Origin of the sequence: Nitrospira tepida (assembly GCF_947241125.1) — a bacterium.
GTDB lineage: Bacteria > Nitrospirota > Nitrospiria > Nitrospirales > Nitrospiraceae > Nitrospira_G > Nitrospira_G tepida.
On the sequence record NZ_OX365700.1, the window covers coordinates 3,556,725 to 3,573,217 of the forward strand.

General features: G+C 62.6%; 14 protein-coding genes and 2 tRNA genes. 4 read left to right on the forward strand and 12 right to left on the reverse strand.

Annotation, left to right across the window (positions count from 1 at the left end; translation table 11 throughout):
* Positions 1 to 38: 38 nt before the first annotated feature.
* The 11 genes from mutL to xerD all read right to left on the reverse strand — a co-directional run bounded on the left by mutL (position 39) and on the right by xerD (position 10,927).
* Positions 39 to 1,844, reverse strand: a complete 1,806-nt coding sequence (gene mutL / locus QWI75_RS16825) for a DNA mismatch repair endonuclease MutL (protein ID WP_289269923.1) — start codon at positions 1,842 to 1,844, stop codon at positions 39 to 41.
* Positions 1,845 to 1,919: 75 nt separating this feature from the next.
* A complete protein-coding gene (ybgF, locus tag QWI75_RS16830; RefSeq protein ID WP_289269925.1) occupies positions 1,920 to 2,720 on the reverse strand; it encodes a tol-pal system protein YbgF in 801 nt (266 codons plus the stop codon).
* A gap of 7 nt (positions 2,721 to 2,727) precedes the next feature.
* Positions 2,728 to 4,542 (reverse strand): tol-pal system protein YbgF, encoded by a 1,815-nt coding sequence (gene ybgF / locus QWI75_RS16835; protein WP_289269927.1) that lies wholly within the window; start codon positions 4,540 to 4,542, stop codon positions 2,728 to 2,730.
* 84 nt (positions 4,543 to 4,626) lie between these two features.
* Positions 4,627 to 5,493 (reverse strand): peptidoglycan-associated lipoprotein Pal, encoded by an 867-nt coding sequence (gene pal / locus QWI75_RS16840; protein WP_289269929.1) that lies wholly within the window; start codon positions 5,491 to 5,493, stop codon positions 4,627 to 4,629.
* A gap of 70 nt (positions 5,494 to 5,563) precedes the next feature.
* Positions 5,564 to 6,880: a Tol-Pal system beta propeller repeat protein TolB gene (gene tolB / locus QWI75_RS16845; RefSeq protein ID WP_289269931.1), complete on the reverse strand. Its 1,317-nt coding sequence runs from the start codon at positions 6,878 to 6,880 to the stop codon at positions 5,564 to 5,566.
* Positions 6,881 to 6,885: 5 nt separating this feature from the next.
* Entirely contained in the window at positions 6,886 to 8,199 is a 1,314-nt protein-coding gene (locus QWI75_RS16850) for a TonB family protein (protein WP_289269933.1), read from the reverse strand.
* A gap of 47 nt (positions 8,200 to 8,246) precedes the next feature.
* Entirely contained in the window at positions 8,247 to 8,693 is a 447-nt protein-coding gene (locus QWI75_RS16855) for an ExbD/TolR family protein (protein WP_289271659.1), read from the reverse strand.
* Entirely contained in the window at positions 8,693 to 9,406 is a 714-nt protein-coding gene (locus QWI75_RS16860) for a MotA/TolQ/ExbB proton channel family protein (protein WP_289269935.1), read from the reverse strand. The genes QWI75_RS16855 and QWI75_RS16860 overlap by 1 nt, the downstream gene beginning before the upstream one ends.
* An 83-nt stretch (positions 9,407 to 9,489) precedes the next feature.
* Positions 9,490 to 9,568, reverse strand: a tRNA-Asp gene (locus tag QWI75_RS16865).
* 122 nt (positions 9,569 to 9,690) lie between these two features.
* Positions 9,691 to 9,766 (reverse strand) — tRNA-Val (locus QWI75_RS16870).
* Positions 9,767 to 9,904: 138 nt separating this feature from the next.
* Positions 9,905 to 10,927, reverse strand: coding sequence for a site-specific tyrosine recombinase XerD (gene xerD / locus QWI75_RS16875; protein WP_289269937.1), 1,023 nt, complete (start codon positions 10,925 to 10,927; stop codon positions 9,905 to 9,907).
* Between the two features lie 167 nt (positions 10,928 to 11,094).
* On the opposite strand from xerD, the gene QWI75_RS16880 reads away from it, so the two are divergent.
* From QWI75_RS16880 to QWI75_RS16895, 4 genes are read left to right on the forward strand one after another with little or no spacing between them, the layout of a single operon-like run.
* On the forward strand, positions 11,095 to 13,074 hold the full coding sequence (locus QWI75_RS16880; RefSeq protein WP_289269939.1) for a penicillin-binding protein activator: 1,980 nt from the start codon (positions 11,095 to 11,097) through the stop codon (positions 13,072 to 13,074).
* 3 nt (positions 13,075 to 13,077) lie between these two features.
* Entirely contained in the window at positions 13,078 to 13,818 is a 741-nt protein-coding gene (locus QWI75_RS16885; protein WP_289269941.1) for a site-2 protease family protein, read from the forward strand.
* Complete coding sequence (gene trpS, locus QWI75_RS16890; RefSeq protein ID WP_289269943.1) at positions 13,815 to 14,807, forward strand: tryptophan--tRNA ligase; 993 nt, start codon at positions 13,815 to 13,817, stop codon at positions 14,805 to 14,807. Before QWI75_RS16885 ends, trpS begins: the two co-directional genes overlap by 4 nt.
* A gap of 55 nt (positions 14,808 to 14,862) precedes the next feature.
* Positions 14,863 to 15,282 carry a PEGA domain-containing protein gene (locus QWI75_RS16895; protein WP_289269945.1) on the forward strand — a complete coding sequence of 140 codons (420 nt, stop codon included), beginning with the start codon at positions 14,863 to 14,865 and terminating at the stop codon, positions 15,280 to 15,282.
* A 254-nt stretch (positions 15,283 to 15,536) separates the two neighbouring features.
* Here the strand turns inward: QWI75_RS16895 and QWI75_RS16900 are convergent, their stop codons facing one another.
* On the reverse strand, positions 15,537 to 16,394 hold the full coding sequence (locus QWI75_RS16900; protein ID WP_289269947.1) for a sugar phosphate nucleotidyltransferase: 858 nt from the start codon (positions 16,392 to 16,394) through the stop codon (positions 15,537 to 15,539).
* Positions 16,395 to 16,493: the final 99 nt, after the last annotated feature.

Below are 16,493 nucleotides of genomic sequence, written 5' to 3' on the forward strand. Positions count from 1 at the left end.
TTCCCCTATCTCCGAAAGATTGAAGATGGTCCTGTCTCTCACGTGCGGTCGAAGAGGCGGTTGAGATCATCGAACGGCAGACGGAGCGCCACGCGCCGGCCGTGCGGACAGGTCATGATCATGCCCTCTTGCGCCCAGTCTCGGACCAGTTGAGCGATTTCTGGCAACGTCATCGACCGGCCGGCGCGCACCGCTGAATGGCAGGCCAGGGTGGCCGCCACTGCTTGCATCCGCGCGTCGAAGGAAGATGTCGTTCCCCACTCCTCCAAGTCTTCCAACATGCCCTGCACCACCCCGGCGACATCGCCCATGCGCAGGATCGCCGGCACCGCCCGGACGGCGAACGTCCGATCTCCGAACGGCTCGACATGGAACCCGCAGGCTTCCAAATCTCCCAGATACTGCTGCAACTGTTCGGCCTGTTGAGCCGTGGTCTCCACCGGCAACGGTGTCACCAAGGTTTGCGCCTGCACGGCGCGGTCCTGCCAGGCCCGCCACAGCCGCTGAAATAACACCCGTTCATGGGCCGTATGTTGGTCGATCACCTGCAACTCATCCCCGATTTGAGCCAGCAGAAACGTCCGACCGACCTGTCCGAAGGCCATGACATCCGGGATCGATTGACACGCCGGCTCGGTCTCTGTTGCAGATAACCCGGACCGCCTGGCATCCCCGCCGACGGCCGGCCTGGCTGTTCCGGATATATCCGCGGCGACCGAACCGGCAAATAATCCAAGAGTCTGAGAGACAAACCCGGCCGAACCCTGAGCGGAATAGCTCTGATCAGGAATCGAAAGAGCCGGGCCTGCTGCCGCGTCGGCAACGGAAACGCCATCGCCCTGATCTCCCAACGCGGTCTTGACGGCCTGCCGGACCGTCTGGTGAATCACGTCCTGCTCGGCGAAACGCACTTCGCGCTTGGTCGGGTGCACGTTCACGTCGATGCGGGCCGGGTCGACATCCACGAACAGGATGAACTGGGCATGGCGCCCCTTCGCCAATTGGACCCCGTACGCATCGGCGATCGCGTGCAGGATCGTGGAATTCTTCACCGGACGCCGGTTGACGAAGAGTTCTTGGGGGCTCCGGGTCCCGCGAAGGTGCAGCGCGTTGACCGTGACCCCTTCGATCCGGACTCCCGGCCGTTCCCCGCGAACGACCAGCGTCTGATTCAGAAACTGGCCGCGATAGATCTGCACTATGCGATCCCGCCTCGTCGCCACGGCCGCGCAATGCAGGACTTCCTGCCCGTTGTGCGTCAGCCGAAAGTGCACCTGCGGCCAGGCCAGGCTGGCCTGTTGGACGACCTGTGCGATGTGCGAGAACTCGGTGGCCGGCGATTTGAGGAACTTCTTCCGCGCGGGGGTGTTGAAGAACAGGTCGGTCACGTCCATCTGGGTGCCCGGGGCGGCGGCGGCATCCTCGACCGACGTGATCGAGCCCCCGACCACCTCCACCTTGCTGCCGACGGCTTCGTCTCGGCGGCAGGTGACCAGCCGAACCTTGGACACGGCGGCGATGCTGGGCACAGCCTCGCCCCGAAAGCCCATGGTTTGGATGGACGCGAGATCCCGATCGGAGCGCAGCTTGCTGGTCGCGTGCCGCCGAAAGGCCAACAGCGCATCGTCCCGCGTCATGCCTTCCCCGTTGTCGGTCACGCGGATTCGGCTCAGACCGCCGTCGACGACCTCGACCGTGATCATCGTGCCGCCGGCATCGAGACTATTATCGATAAGCTCTTTGACCACGGCGGCCGGACGTTCGATGACCTCGCCCGCAGCGATGCGGCCGACGACCTCGGCAGGCAGAATCCTGATTTTCGCCTGAGGGCTGCCCGTCATCATGGCCTGTGGTGCATGGTCGCTCGGACCGTCCGAATTGCGTGCGAGGCGGCGGCGAGCGTTCCGCCGGCCGGCGGATTATCGAAGCTCGGCGAGACGGTTCTTGGCAAGCTTGGCTTCTTCGGACATCGCAAATTCTTCAAGCACGCGCTTCAAATACTTCTTGGCCTTTCCCGTATCGCCGGTTTCCGATGCGGACAGGCCGATCTTATAGAGCGCCGCCGGCACCTTCTCGCTGCCGGGATGTTCGGTGACAACCTGCTCATAGGCTTGGATCGCCCGGACATAATCCTTCAAGTTGTAATAGGATTCGCCGAGCCAATAATACGCGTTCGGAACCAAGGACGCGGTCGGAAAATCCTTCACGAATCTCTGAAAGCCGATCACCGCCATGTCGTAACGGCCGTTGAGATAGTCGTTGTAGGCGAGATTGAACGCGGAAGTCGGCGAGAGACCCGGCACCCCGGGCAACAGCGGACTTGTCTCGGGAGTTGGCGACGGCTTCGTCGGCTTGATGCTCTTGCCCAGATCCGTCGCGGGAGGCGGTTCGACCTTCGAGGACAGGGACGGCGTCCCAGACCCGGGTGATTCTTCCAGCCTCGCCATCCGGCTTTCCAGTTTTGTCAGACGGGCCGCGAGATCGTCAAGCCGCTGCCGGAGTGGATCCGCGTCCTTTTCCTTGACGGCCTCCAACGTTTGAACCCGCCGCGTGAGTCCCTCCAACCGCTTTTGCTCCTGATCCTGCGTCTTCACCACCGCCCGGAGCTCCTCCCGGATATCCACAAAATCCGAATGCTTGGCGCAACCGGAGAAGAGCAGGCCCACGGAAAACACCATCAGCAGACTCGTCGCACTGACTAACAATCTGGAACCGTGCATCGCGAGGTCAATGCTCCTTCTTGAGTTGCGCGAGCTTCTCGGTGGCCTTGCCCGCTTCCTGGCTGTTCGGATAGCGCGACAGCAGTTGCTGCAATGTGGCCGTCGCCTTGGCGCGGTCCCGCAAGGCCAGGTAGGCATAGCCCTTTTTCAAGATCGCGGAGGGGACCTTCTCACTGTGGGGGTAGTCGCGTTCGACTCGTTCATAGGCATCGATGGCCCGGCGGTAATCCTTCTGGCCGTAATAGGATTCGCCGAGCCAAAAACGGGCGTTCGGGGACAGATCGGAATTCGGATAGTCCGACAGAAACGCCGCGAATCCTTCCTGCGCGCCGGGCAGATCCCCCTCGCGCAGGCGCCCCAATAATTGTTCATAGCGTTCCCTCGCAGGATCGCGTCCGGTCGGCCCTGAAAAACTGGCCGGCTGCGGCGGCCGTTCGCTCGGTGCCGCTACCCGCGGGGCTGCGGCTTTCGCCTGAATCGAGACCTGGTCGTTGCTGTTCGACGAGGCCGCGGGATGGTTCACCGGCGCCGGTGCAGGAACCGCATGGGCCGTCCGATCTGCGAACTGCTGCTCCACCCGCTTGGTGAATTCCTGGACAGCCGTGAGGTACTTGGTGAGCTCGTCCAGGCGCCGGTCCTGCTCCTCCAGCCGGCTGACGACCTTGGCGTATTCCGGCCCCTGCTGCTCCACCCGTTTGGTGAATTCCTGGACACCTGTCACATACTTGCCGAGCTCGTCCAGGCGCCGGTCCTGTTCCTCCAGCCGGCTGACGAACCTATCGCCGGCCGACTCCAGCGCCTTCGCGACAGTGTTCACGCTCTTGTTCACGTCCTCGAGATGCGCGGCCGTCGTCTTATTGACCTCATTGACGTGAGTGGTCATCGACTTCATATCGGCGTCGAGTTTCGCCGACAAGCCGTCGAGCCGCTTGGCCAACACCGACGCTTGCTGGTTCACCGATCCGGACAGATCGGTCGCGACCTTATCCTGGTTGACGATCTTGTCGCCCAATCCCGAGAGGGCCTGCTTAAAGTCACCCAAGGCCTGCCTAAGATCCGCCACATTCTTGTCTTGCGCATCCAGCTTCTGGGTCAAACCCGCCGACTTGGCCTCGGCGTTTTTGATGTCCCGCTGTTGTTCGTCGAGGCGCTCGCTGACTTTTTCCAATCGCTCGCTGACCTTCTTGAAAATATTCTCCGTCGTCGCCAGCCGGGCGGCGATTTCGTCCAAGCGGATCGACAGCTTGGCCACCTGCGCGGTGGAATCGCCGGACAGTTTGCTCAGATCCTTGGTGACCGCCTCCTTGAAGTCGTTCCGAAACCGCTCCTGGTCGCTCCGCAGCCGATCCTGCTCCGCCTTGATCTCGTTTCGGAACCGGTCCTGCTCCAGCTTGAGTTCCTGCCGCGAGGCCGTCACCAGATTGGACTGTTCGGTCAACTCCTTTCGCAGCTTGTTCGCGGCCTGGGACAACTCGCTGCGGATGTCGTCCTGCGACCGCCGCAGCTTATCCTCTTCATGCGCCCGCTTCTCGACGTCGCCCCGGAGCGCCGCCAGTTCCCGCTCGCGAATCTGGCTGATATCTTCGTTCAGTCGCGCGCGGGTTTCCCGCACGATGCGGTCCATCTCGGTTTTCATCTCGGCCTTGGATTCACTGATGCTTTTCTGGAGTTCGGTCTTGGACTCACGTATGCTTTTTTGCAGCTCGAGTTTCTGATTCTTGACATCCGCCTGCTGGGCGAGACACCCGGCGAGGACGAGACCACTCAGCCCGCCGGCCGCCGTCAGGCTCCACTTCCAGACTGCCTGCGCGATGAGACTCATGCGTCACCCCCCTCCACCGACCGCGTTGCTCGCGATGGGCTCATTCCGGATCATCCTGATGCACCCCGATCCTGCCGGCAGGCGCTACTTCTTCCTCACGACCAGATGGCCGCGGCGATTCTGCTGGTAGCAGCTCTCGGCATGTTCGTGGCAGAAAGGCCGCTCCTTGCCATACGAGACGACCGACAATTGGTTGGCCGCCACCCCCAGCTCTACCAGGTAATTTCTGACGGCCTTGGCCCGTTTTTCGCCCAGCACCAGGTTATAGGCCGAGGTACCGCGCTCATCGCAATGGCCCTCGATCTTGACCAAGCTGCCGGGGTTTGTTCTGATCCAGTCCGCATCGACCGCCAACACGCGCCGGCCCTCTTCATTGATCTGCCAGCTATCGTAGGCAAAAAACACGTCATGCAAACCGGAGGCTGCCGAGGCCAATTGCTCTTGCCGCAGTTCCTCAGTCTGGCGTGCCGCGCTTTCGGACGGCTGCACTTTCGCCAACAACGGGCCGCCTCCGAGCCGCTCTTCAGCCGGAGCGCCCCCCGATTTCATGGAATCCAATCCGCTCAGATGGCCCGTGTCTCCGGCCGGATTGCCCGGCGCGCTTCCCATGTCTCCGCCTGACATGGATAGGCTTGGAATGTTGGAATTATAGTCCGGTTCGATCGTGCGTCCGGTTCCGCCCGACGAATCGGGCATCCTGCCCATCCCGCTCGTTGATTCCGGCGTCCCGCTCGATGAATCCGGCGTCCCTCCAGGTCCGATCGGTTGCTCCGAGACGCTGCCGGTCCCGAACCCGCCTGTCCCGGCGCTCCCGCCTCCGCCGCGTTTGGCCATCTCCGACGACTTGGAGCCGGAACTGGCTTGCACGGATTTTTTGGAACATCCCGGGGTCGTCAACAGCAGCAATCCGACTGCTGCGACAAGGCTGATGGTGACACACGATATCTTCATGGCTGCACTCCTCAGGTGAAAGTAAAGAGATGGCGTTATCGGTCGGGTCATCCTCAACGCCCGGCCGGCCTCAGGCAGGAGACCACGTCGGAGAGCTGTTGTGATGCCCGTCGAAGGTGATGCGTTCGATGTCTTTTCCGTCAGCATTTATCATATAGATGTGGCTTTTCCCATCAACGATGGAACTGAATACAATGTGCCGCCCGTCGGGCGACCATGACGGCGAATCGTCGAGTCCGGAGCCGGTCGTGACCTGTTCCCGCCGCTGGCCGTCCGGGCTGATCAGGCAGATTTTGTATTCGCGACGCGGCGTCCGGCAGACATAGGCGATCCAGTTCCCCTTCGGCGACCAGGCCGGCGCCGCGTTGTAGTCGCCCTCGAATGTCAAGCGCCGGACATTGGAGCCGTCGGCGCTCATGATGTAGACCTGCGGCCCCCCGCTTCGATCCGAGACGAAGGCCAGCTCGCGGCCGGTCGGAGACCAAGTGGGCGAGAGATCCCCGGCCTGATTCGTCGTCAACCGCTCAAACGCCTTGGTCCTGGTATCCTGCTTGTAGATTTCGGAGTTGCCGTCCTCGCTGGAGGCAAAGGCCAAATAATTCCCGTCCGGTGACAGCGCGGGGGTGATGTTGAGGCCCTTTTTGGAGATCAACGTCCATCGCTTGCCGGTCGCCAGCTCGATCATGTCGATGTCCTGAGTGTTGCGGCTTCGATAGGCGGTGAAAATCAGAAACCGGCGGTCGGCCGACCATCGGGGCATGAGGTTGAGGTACCCGTCGGCTGTGACTTGCCTCGGATCATGGCCGTCATAATCCATGACGAAGAGTTCCCGCGCCCCTTTCTGTTCAGAAACATAGGCGATCTTCGTCCGGGCGATCCCCTGTTCGCCCGTGTACCGAAACACCAGCTCGTCGGCAAAACGATGGGCGATCAGGCGGGCCACGCCGGTCGCCCCGACATACCGCTTGCCGCTGATCACCTCATCCGTGCCCCCATCGTAGACGTAAGCATCGACATGCGCGTCGGTGTTGTTGCCTCCGTCCTTGGCGGCCGCCTTCCCCCATACCAGCACGGAAATGCCGTTGTCCGTAGCCTGCTTGAACACCGCCTTCTCGTCGCCCTTGAGTTCCCGCACCTTGATGCCACGGCTCGGCAAATCCACGACGTCGAAGATCAATGAGCGGCGCAGATCAGCCTTCAACACCTCTTCGATGCGACTGCCCAGCCATTCGGACCCGTTGCTGGCCCGGAACCCCACGACCCCGAGCGGAATCTTCTGAAAGTCCGGGCGCGTCGCTTCCAGAAAGACATCGGTCGCCCGCGATTCAAAGATCGAGGCCACCCCGATCATCGCGATCATCGCTCCACCGATCAAGAGAGCACGCATGAGCATTACCCCGTAGAGTCTCCGACCACGAAACTGAAGTGCGCGTCGAAATAGGCGCTGGACAGGTCCTTGGGAAAAGGCGGCAGCGGGTCCGCGTTCAACACGGCCCGCTTCCCGGCCAGGTCATAGTACACGTTTCCGGATGACTGCTCGACAACCACCCCGCTGACGGCGCCGGTGCGGCTCAAGCGAAACCGAATAACTACGGTCAGGGACTTGCCCGCCATCTCGACCTCATGAGCAGTCCAATGCTGGCTGATCAATTGTTGCACTCTCGCGAGATAGGCGTTCGACCCGGGCCCAGCGCCGGGGACGTTGATCGTCATTTCCGGACGGGTGCTCGCAAGCTTGGACATTGCCGCGGGAGGAACCGGCTTCGATTCCATCTCTTCATGCTTCACGCTCTCGCGCGGTCGCGTGTCAACCGTCTTGACCGTCGCGGTGCTGAAGGCCGGACTCTCCTGCGGCTTGGGCAGTGGCTGTTCCTTGGCTTTCTTGAGTTCCCGCTCCAATTCCTGCTGAAACTCGTCGGACAGGGATGCCCGCCGCTCACGCGGCTGCGGGCGATCCTCGACAGTCGGTGGCGGGACGGCAGGCAATTCCCTGGTCTCCGGCACCTTCAGCTTGCTGAGCAGGGATGTCACGTCCGTCCGCGTTCGGTCAGGCACCCGCTGGGGCCTGGCATCCGGGATCGGCTGCGGCGCGGGCGCCACCGGCCGGTCAGGGCTGAGCTCCCCGAACTTCGGGACTTCGCGAGGGAGATCGAAGTCCTTCAATGCGCCGCGAAACGGATTCTCCGCTCCGCGCTTCGGCCCGGAGACCGGAGGAGCGGGCGGAGGCGCGACGGGCTCCAACCTGGGCTGCGGAGGAACTGGCGACACAGCCGGCAATTTCGGCGCCACGGCAACCGGGGGCGGAGCCTTCTGGATCGGAGCGGGAGCCTTCTGGATCGGCCCCGGGGTCTTTTGAACTGCAGGCGGGGGCGGAGGCAAGGTCGGCGCAGGCTGCAGCTCTGGCTTGTTTTGTGGTTGCGTCACCGGTTTGGGCGGGGTTTGACCCACAGGCGGCTGACTCTTCTGCACGGTTGGCTTGGGTGCAGGCGGAGCCGGCGGCAAGGTAATCAACGATACCTGGACGGCAGAGGACAGGGGCCGTTCTCCGGTCTTAAACGACATGAGGGCAAAGACGAGCAGGAGTGCGAAATGGAGCAGCAGCGAGAGGGCGAGCGGACCGGTGACCGGTTCGGCTTTCCCCTTAGGCCCGCCCAGGGGCAGGACGAACGGCAAGGACTGTGACGACGATTGAGACCGCGCGGCCATCTGCCCCATTGTTTCCAACCGCCCCCGACCTCGGGCCGAAAGGCGCGTCAGCGCTTTCGTTCTCCGACCTTGGCTGGCTCCTCGGTGACCCGCTCGCTCCCCGTTGGTTCCGTCACCATGCCCATCTTTTCGATGCCGGCCTTCTTGACCCCGTCCATCACCTGCACGACCGTGCCGTACGGCACGTCCCGATCCGCCCGCAGAAACACCGATACGTCGGCATTCTGCTCCTTGGCCGAACGGAGACGCCGCTCAAGCTGCGCGACGCTGATCGGGTCCTTGTCCAGGTACAGCTTCTGATCCTTTTCAATGGTCAGCACCATCCGCACTTCCGGTTTGATGGTGTTGCTGGCCGAGGACGGCAGCTTGATGTCGATCCCCCGGTAGAGCATGGGCGCGGTGATCATGAAAATGACCAACAGCACCAGGACGACGTCTACGAGCGGGATGACGTTGATCTCGGCCATGAAACGCCGATGGCGGGATTCCATCATCACGAGGCCGCCCCCCTGGCTCCCGTGCGTTGCAGCAACGAGTTCAACACCTCCACGCTGAAGGTCTCCAGACGGAACGCCATCCGTCGAATGCGCGAGAGGAAATAATTGTAGGCGACCACCGCCGGAATAGCCGTAAACAACCCCATGGCCGTCGCCACCAATGCCTCGGCCACGCCTGGCGCCACGGCCCCGATGCTGGCCGTCCCCTGTTGCCCGATTTCCCGAAAGGAATCGATGATCCCCAGCACCGTCCCCAGCAACCCGATGAAGGGGGTGATGTTGCCCGTGGTCGCGAGAAAGGGCAGATAGGATTCCATCTTGGCCAATTGTCCCTGCACGATATATGCCATCGAACGCTCAAGATAATGCCGGTCAACTTGATTGATGTCCGGTGGGCCAGGATTGTCTTTGTGCGGATTCCCGCCGGCTTCGGGCAGTTCCGGCAGCCGATCCAGGACGTTCAGGAGCACGGCCGCCGACGGGCTGTCCCCGGCCCGGCGCGCCTGCCGTCGCATTTCCTCCACATCGTTCAGTTTTGCAACACTCGACAGGAACCGTTGATCCTCGGCATCGCTCCGACGGTAGACCCGAAGTTTATAGAGGATGATGGCCCAGGACAAAACGGAAAACCCGAACAAGAAGAGCAGAATGATTTTGGATACAAGACCGAGTGAACTAACGAGTCCGAGGGGACCGGCTTGCAAGTTCATTCCCTTTTAACGTCCCTCCTGTACAGCTCGCGGGATACTGTGCACCGGTCGCGTACATAATGTCATCGATCTGAAAACAAAAATGGCGGGGCCGACGGGATTTGAACCCGCGACCTCCAGATTGACAATCTGGCGTCCTAAACCAGGCTGAACGACGGCCCCGCAATGGATGGAGAAAGCTTGGCGACTGCGCGGTGCGAACTGTGGATGCAGATCGATGGTCAACGCAGCCCGAAATCAGCTCGTCAATAGGTTGAATACGTTGTTTGGTAGTCTTCTATTCCTGGTAGGCGGAACAGGGATCGAACCTGCGACCTCTGCCTTGTAAGGGCAGCGCTCTCCCGGCTGAGCTATCCGCCTAAAGTTTTGTAATCACCGATAGTTGCGCATGCTATCAAGTCGCCCCTGCGATGTCAACCGATCCGCGACATCGTCTGGGCGTCGCGGCCATCGCGCCAATGCCGCAATTCCTTGGCTTCGGCGGCCGACGCCCTTCGTTCACGATCCTCCAACGGGATGCGGGCGCCGCGCCGATCCCCGGCGTCGCGGGAAGAACCGGTCGTGCACCTGTTTCAGCCGTTCCCGTTCCACATGCGTATAAATCTGAGTCGTCGCCAGACTCGCATGTCCCAGCATCGCCTGAACCGACCGCAGATCTGCGCCGCGATCCAACAGATGCGTGGCAAAGGAATGTCGCAGCACATGGGGAGACAGGCGCGCCGTGATGCCGGCTTGCCTGGCGCGGCGTCGGAGCAATTTCCAGAATCCCTGCCTGGTCAAGGGGCCGCCGCGGCGGGTCACGAACAACATCGGCGAAGTACGCCGTTTTAGCAGCAGCCCCCGCGCCTGGGAAAGATACTGAGCGAGCTTCCGGTGAGCCGTTTCGCCGATGGGCACGATGCGCTGCTTGCTCCCTTTCCCCGACACAAGCACATATCCGACTTGGAGGTTCAGCCCGGCAAGAGGCAGCGCCACCAGTTCCGACACCCGAAGTCCGGATGCATAGAGCAGCTCGATCATCGCATCGTCCCGCGCCGCTTCCGGACCGCCGGGAACAGGACCGTCGAGCAGGGCTGCCACCTCCTGTTTGGTCAAGGTACGGGGGAGTTTGACGCCCGTCTTCGGCGCGCTCAAATGTTGGGTGGGATCGTCCCGACAGAAACCTTCTTGGCGCAGGAACCGATACAATCCGCGGAGCGTGGCCAAATACCGAGCGCGGGAAGAGGCGGCGGCGCCGCCCTTCGCGACCTCGGCAAAAAATTCCGCCAAGACGGAAGGCGTGACATCGGCAGGATCCGACCACTCTCGTTTGCGAAGATACGAGAAGAATTTCTCCAGATCCAACCGGTAGGACTCCGCCGTATTGGCGGCCAGTCCGCTCTCCACCCGCAGATACCGCACGAACCGATCAGTCCAGTGATCGGTTCGATCCTCCTGCCCCGCGTCGTCCTCGCGTGCGACAGAAGCATCGACGGGACGCCGGTTCCGGGCCGCCCGTATCGATCGTGTCGGATTCCTCATCGACGGTCGAATCCTGTTTGCGACTATAGCGAAGCGCGACGCTCAACACAAACACGAACTCCATTTCGTTCTCCTCGCGCGTCGTATCGTACGATTCCTTGACAAGATTTCTCGTGCTTACCTATAGTCACCTTCGTCGCGGCGAGTGTCGCCATGTTTACGTTCCCATGCCTTCCATCTTGCTCCGACCGTCCCGACTGCTCCGAACCACGGTTCCCGACCGGCTTGCCCGGACGGCCGGCCTGATTCTCATCGCCGTCTTCTGCCTGCTTGTCCCGATTCCGCTGGCGGCCGCCCCATCACCGCCCGGGCCGACCGATGGCGCACGGACCCAACTAAGCCGCGCCGCCGCGACGATGGACAAGGCCAAGCGGCTTATCGAATCCCAGCGGCCCGACGAAGCACTGGCGCTGCTCAAACCGTTCGTCAACCTCTCGCCCCGCCCGGCGCAGGCCGACCAAGCTTATCTGTTGATGGCCGCCGCCTACCGCGGAATGAACCAACATGCCGAGGCCGTCGCCGCGCTCAATTTTTTCCTGAGTGAGTTTCCGACTTCGCCGCTGCTGGACCGCGCGAAAATGCTCCTGGCCACGGAACACGCCGCGCTGGGACATTCGGACCAGGCCTTGCCGCTCCTTGCGGAAATTCGCAGCCAGACCGCCGATGTCGCCACCAAGCGGGACGCGTTGCTCTTGACCGGCGACATTCTGGCTCAAAAGCGCGATAGTCACCGCGCCATCCAAGCCTGGCTGGAGGAAATGGAACTGGCCCAACCCGAGCAACGCAGCGGCACGGCGGCCCGCATCCAGGCGCTCATCCGCGACAAGCTGGACCGACGGGCGCTCATGCAGGTCCGCGACACCTATCCCACGTCTTTTCCCGGCGATGTCGCCCTGATCCGGTTGATCGAATGGCATACGGCGCGCGGCGAGGACCATTTGGCCGAACGGCAACTGCGGTTGTTTCTTCAGCGATTCCCTTCGCATGATTACGCGGCGAAGGCGGCTGATTTGCTGAACGGCCTGGCCGCAAAACTCAAATCGAGCCAGGCCGTCCTCGTCGCGCTGCTGCCGCTCAGCGGCAAGCTGGCGCCGTTCGGGACGGAGGTGCTGAACGGCATTCAGCTCGCTCTGGAGAAGGCCAAGGAGGTGCACGGGCAAACGTCCGTGGGATTGATCGTCAAGGACTCCGCCGCGCCCCGCGGCGGGCTGGCCCAGGATCTCGCCGACACCCTGGAGGAGTATCATCCTGTTGCCGTGATCGGCCCCCTCCTGTCGAAGCATCTGCCCGTGGTCGCCGAGGTGGCCGCGCGCACGGACACGCCGGCGATCACGCCGTCGGCCACCGCGGCCGATGTCCGCCGCTACGGATCGTGGCTCTTCAGCACGGCCCTGACCTATTCTCATCAAGCCAAACGCCTCGCCTCCTACGCGACGGAACAGTTGGGATACCGGCGGGTGAGCGTGCTCTATCCCGACACACCCTACGGCCGGGAGTTGGCCCAGCTCTTCAGCCAAGAGCTGATCCAACACGGCGGCGAAGTCATTGCGACCGAAAGCTATAAGGAAGGCGATACCGACTTCGGCCAGGCGATCAAGCGGCTCAAGGCCCAGGATCTCAAGAAATACGGGATGACGACCCCGGTCGTCACCTCCAAGGGCCAGAAGCGCGATCTGTATTCGCCGGGATTCGACGCAGTCTTTGTCCCGGGCCGGGCGATGGATATCACGCTCCTTTCCCCTCAACTGGTCTTTCACGACGTCAAGGTTCCGCTGTTGGGCACGAGCAGTTGGAACGCGACGCCCGCGCCGACCGTCAATGAGCCGGCCTTGGAGGGATCGGTGTTTGTGGACGGATTCTTCAGCGAGAGCCCCGATCCGGCCGTGCAAGAATTCGTCGACCGGTACCGGCAACGATTTCAAGCTTCTCCCACAGCCTTTGCCGCGCAGGCATTCGACGCCGCGGGGGTCGTGCTCGATGCCCTCCGGAAGGGTGCAACCTCGGGTCAGGCCGTGAGAGAATATCTCCAAACGCACCCCGATCTGCCGACGCTCGGCGGGCCCGCGCATTTCGATGGGTCCGGCACGCTCGTCCGCCGGATCTTCGTCATCGGCATCAAGGGCGGACGCTTGGTGCAAATCGAGTAACCCATGGCCGCGTTGTCTCAAGTCCTCCACAAGATTTCTTATATGGGCCTGCCGCTGCTGTTTGCCATGGTCCTGCATGAATTCGCGCACGGATGGGTGGCCAACCGGCTGGGCGACCCCACCGCCCGCCTGCAAGGCCGCCTCACGTTGAATCCGCTCGCGCACATCGATCCGCTCGGGACGGTGCTGGTGCCGCTTCTCTGCCTGTTGATGCCGGGCGGGTTTTTCATCGGCTGGGCGAAGCCCGTCCCCATCGATCCCCGGAACCTGCGGCATCCGCGCCGCGACATGGCCTGGGTGGCCGCGGCCGGGCCCGCCATGAATCTCGTGCTGGCCGTTCTCAGCGCCGCCGCGTTCAGCGCCTTCCTGAGGCTGGATCCGACGGTGGGTGAATTCCTCTCCCGCCCATCAAGCGCCAGGCGGCAGGATCTCGCGGGCATGGCGTTGCTCCCGCTCGCCGTCATGTCGCTCTATTCCGTGCTGATCAACGTGCTGCTGATGCTGTTCAATCTGATCCCGATCCCGCCGCTCGACGGCGGCCGGATCTTGACCAGCCTGTTGCCGCCCCGGCCGGCGCTCGCGCTGGCCCAACTCGAACCCTACGGCATGATCCTGATTTTTGCGCTGGTGTTGCTGGATCCGCAGATCCACGTCATCGGCACCGTCACCGGTCCGCTGACGGATCTGACGGCCAACACGATCGTCCAACAGGTCCAGACCCTGACCCGAGGTGTCACACCATGACGGAGACTCCACGCAAGCGCGTCCTCAGCGGCATGCAACCCAGCGGCCTGCTCCACCTGGGCAACTGGCTCGGCGCGTTGGAGAACTGGAAGGTGTTGCAGGCCGACTACGACTGTTTCTTTTTCGTCGCCGACTGGCATGCGCTCTCGACCAACTACGAAAACACGAGCCGGCTGCGCGAGTTCTCTCGGGAATTGATCATCGATTGGCTGGCTGCCGGCATCGATCCCGCCCGCGCCACCGTCTTCGTGCAGTCGCGGGTGCCGGACCACGCCATTCTCCACCTGCTGTTTTCGATGATCATTCCGATCTCCTGGCTGGAGCGGAACCCGACCTACAAGGAAAAGCAGGAAGAGATCAAAGAACGCGACTTGGCCACCTACGGCTTCCTGGGGTATCCGGTGCTCCAGGCCGCCGATATCCTCATCTACAAGCCGGACTTCGTGCCGGTCGGCAAGGATCAACTGCCTCATCTCGAATTGACCCGCGAACTGGCCCGCCGCTTCAACAGCCTCTATCGTCCCGTGTTCCCGGAGCCGATGGAACACCTGACCAAGTTTCCCAAGGTCGCCGGGACGGACGGGCGGAAGATGAGCAAGAGCTACGGCAACACCATCAACCTGTCCGACCCGGAGCCGGTGGTGCGGCAAAAGCTCAAGACCATGGTCACCGACCCCGCGCGCGTGCGTCGCACCGATCCCGGCAACCCGGATGTCTGCCCGGTCTATGACTTCCACAAGATCTTCTCGCCTCTGCCCGTCATCGAACAGATCGATCGGGAATGCCGCACCGCCGCCATCGGCTGCATCGACTGCAAAAAACTGGTGGCCGACGCCATCGTCGGCCGCATGCAGCCGATGTGGGACGCCCGTGCGGAGTTGATGAATAAGCCTGGACAGGTGGAGGAGATTGTGGCAGAAGGAAGTCAACGCGCCGCAACCGTGGCCCATCGGACGCTCACAGAGGTCCAGGAAGCCATGAACATCTAGCGGCCGCTGTCATCGCGCGACGGGACCGGCCGAGAGGCCGATCCTCCTACTTCACATGCGATCCATGTTCCGCTTCGGCCTTCCAATCCTCAGCCTCTGGACGCTGCTCTCCGGCTGCGCCTCGTTGATGCATGGGGACCATCAATCCGTGACGTTGTATACGGACCCGCCGGAAGCGGACATCCTCCTCGATGAGCGCGTCCACGTGACCGCCCCCGGAAAGGTGTCACTCAACCGGAAAGAGGACCATACGGCAAGGATCGAAAAGGCGGGCTACGAGCCGGTGACGGTTCGCATCGAGCGGGGCATGTCCAACTGGGTCTACGCGGACGGCATCTGCCTGATCTTCATCTACTGGTGCGTGAAAAGCGACCGGCAGGACGGCGGGTTCTGGACCTTCGACGACGAGGTCCATGTGCGACTCGCCCAACAGCGCTCGGTTTCACAGTCCTCGTCTCCCCCTGCCGAACAATGAATCCCGTCCCCTCCTGATCGGCCCGCTCACCCCCTCGCACGCCCTGCCGGCGGTAGCTTCGTCCGCCAATCATCTCATCGGGCCAGACGTCGCCGCGCATGTTGCTCAGGCAGCCGTTGTCGGCAGGGAGCCGGCCGGCATCTGTTGGAACGGCACTAAGGGCTTGGGAAGGCAATGCAGCGGGAAGGCCGGCTCGCGGCCGATCCGCCTGAGGGTGCTGGCGATCCGACGAGGCCGGCCCCAATCACTCCAGATCACGCCCTGCACTCGACCGCCGCCAGGTAGTCGGGAATCTGTTCGAGAAAATCTTTGGAGAAATCGTACGCCGGGAGGGCATCCAGCAAAATCGACGGCACGGCCCGCTCCAGCGCGCCGCCGGCATACACGCTCAGTCCTTCGAGCGTCTGGACGAGTTCAGGCAGGACCTGCCGCCCCAGATTCCACAGGGTCTCGGCCTGGGCGGCCACCACCAGCGTGTTCCACAAGGCCCCCTCCGCCAAGACCCGGTCGGCCTCCAGCGCGGACGGCTTCTCCACGAACGATCGCACGAGCTTGACCGACGATTCGGTGCGAAGGATCACCGGCGCCCCGGTTTTGATCCATCCATAGTCCAGTTCGAGCGATTCCGGGGGCACGCCCAGCAGCACCAACCGATGCGGGAGTTCCCGCGCAATCCAGACGGTTTCCTCGACCGCCCGCAGGAACCGGCTTTCCGGATACACAAAATGATCCGAAGGGACAATGACCACGGTACCGTTCGGATCGCGCATCCGTATGCAGGACAGCGCCAAGAAGATCCCGGCTGCGATGCCCTTTTTCGTCGGCTGCACCAGCAGGCGATCGATCGTCCGATCGCCAAGCTGATCCATCGCTTCCTGCCGATGGTCCTGGTTCACGACCGCGATCACGCGTTCCCGCCGGCTGAGCTGCACGGCCCGGTCGATGCTGTGTTGCCATAACGACCTGGTGCCGAGAAACGTGCAGAAGGGTTTCGGCTTTTGACGCCCCAGCCATTTCGCGATCAGCGGGCGCACGGGTTGGCTGTCGCCGCCCCCCAGGACAATAGACCAGGGGCCGCCGGGTCTCTCATCGTCCAAGTGATGGTCGAGCATACGATCACCTCCAGGTGAGCCGGGCAGACGCGCCTCTCCGCGCAATCGCACGCGAGGACGGTCAAATGATGATGGCGCCGTCACCGCCGGGATCGGACT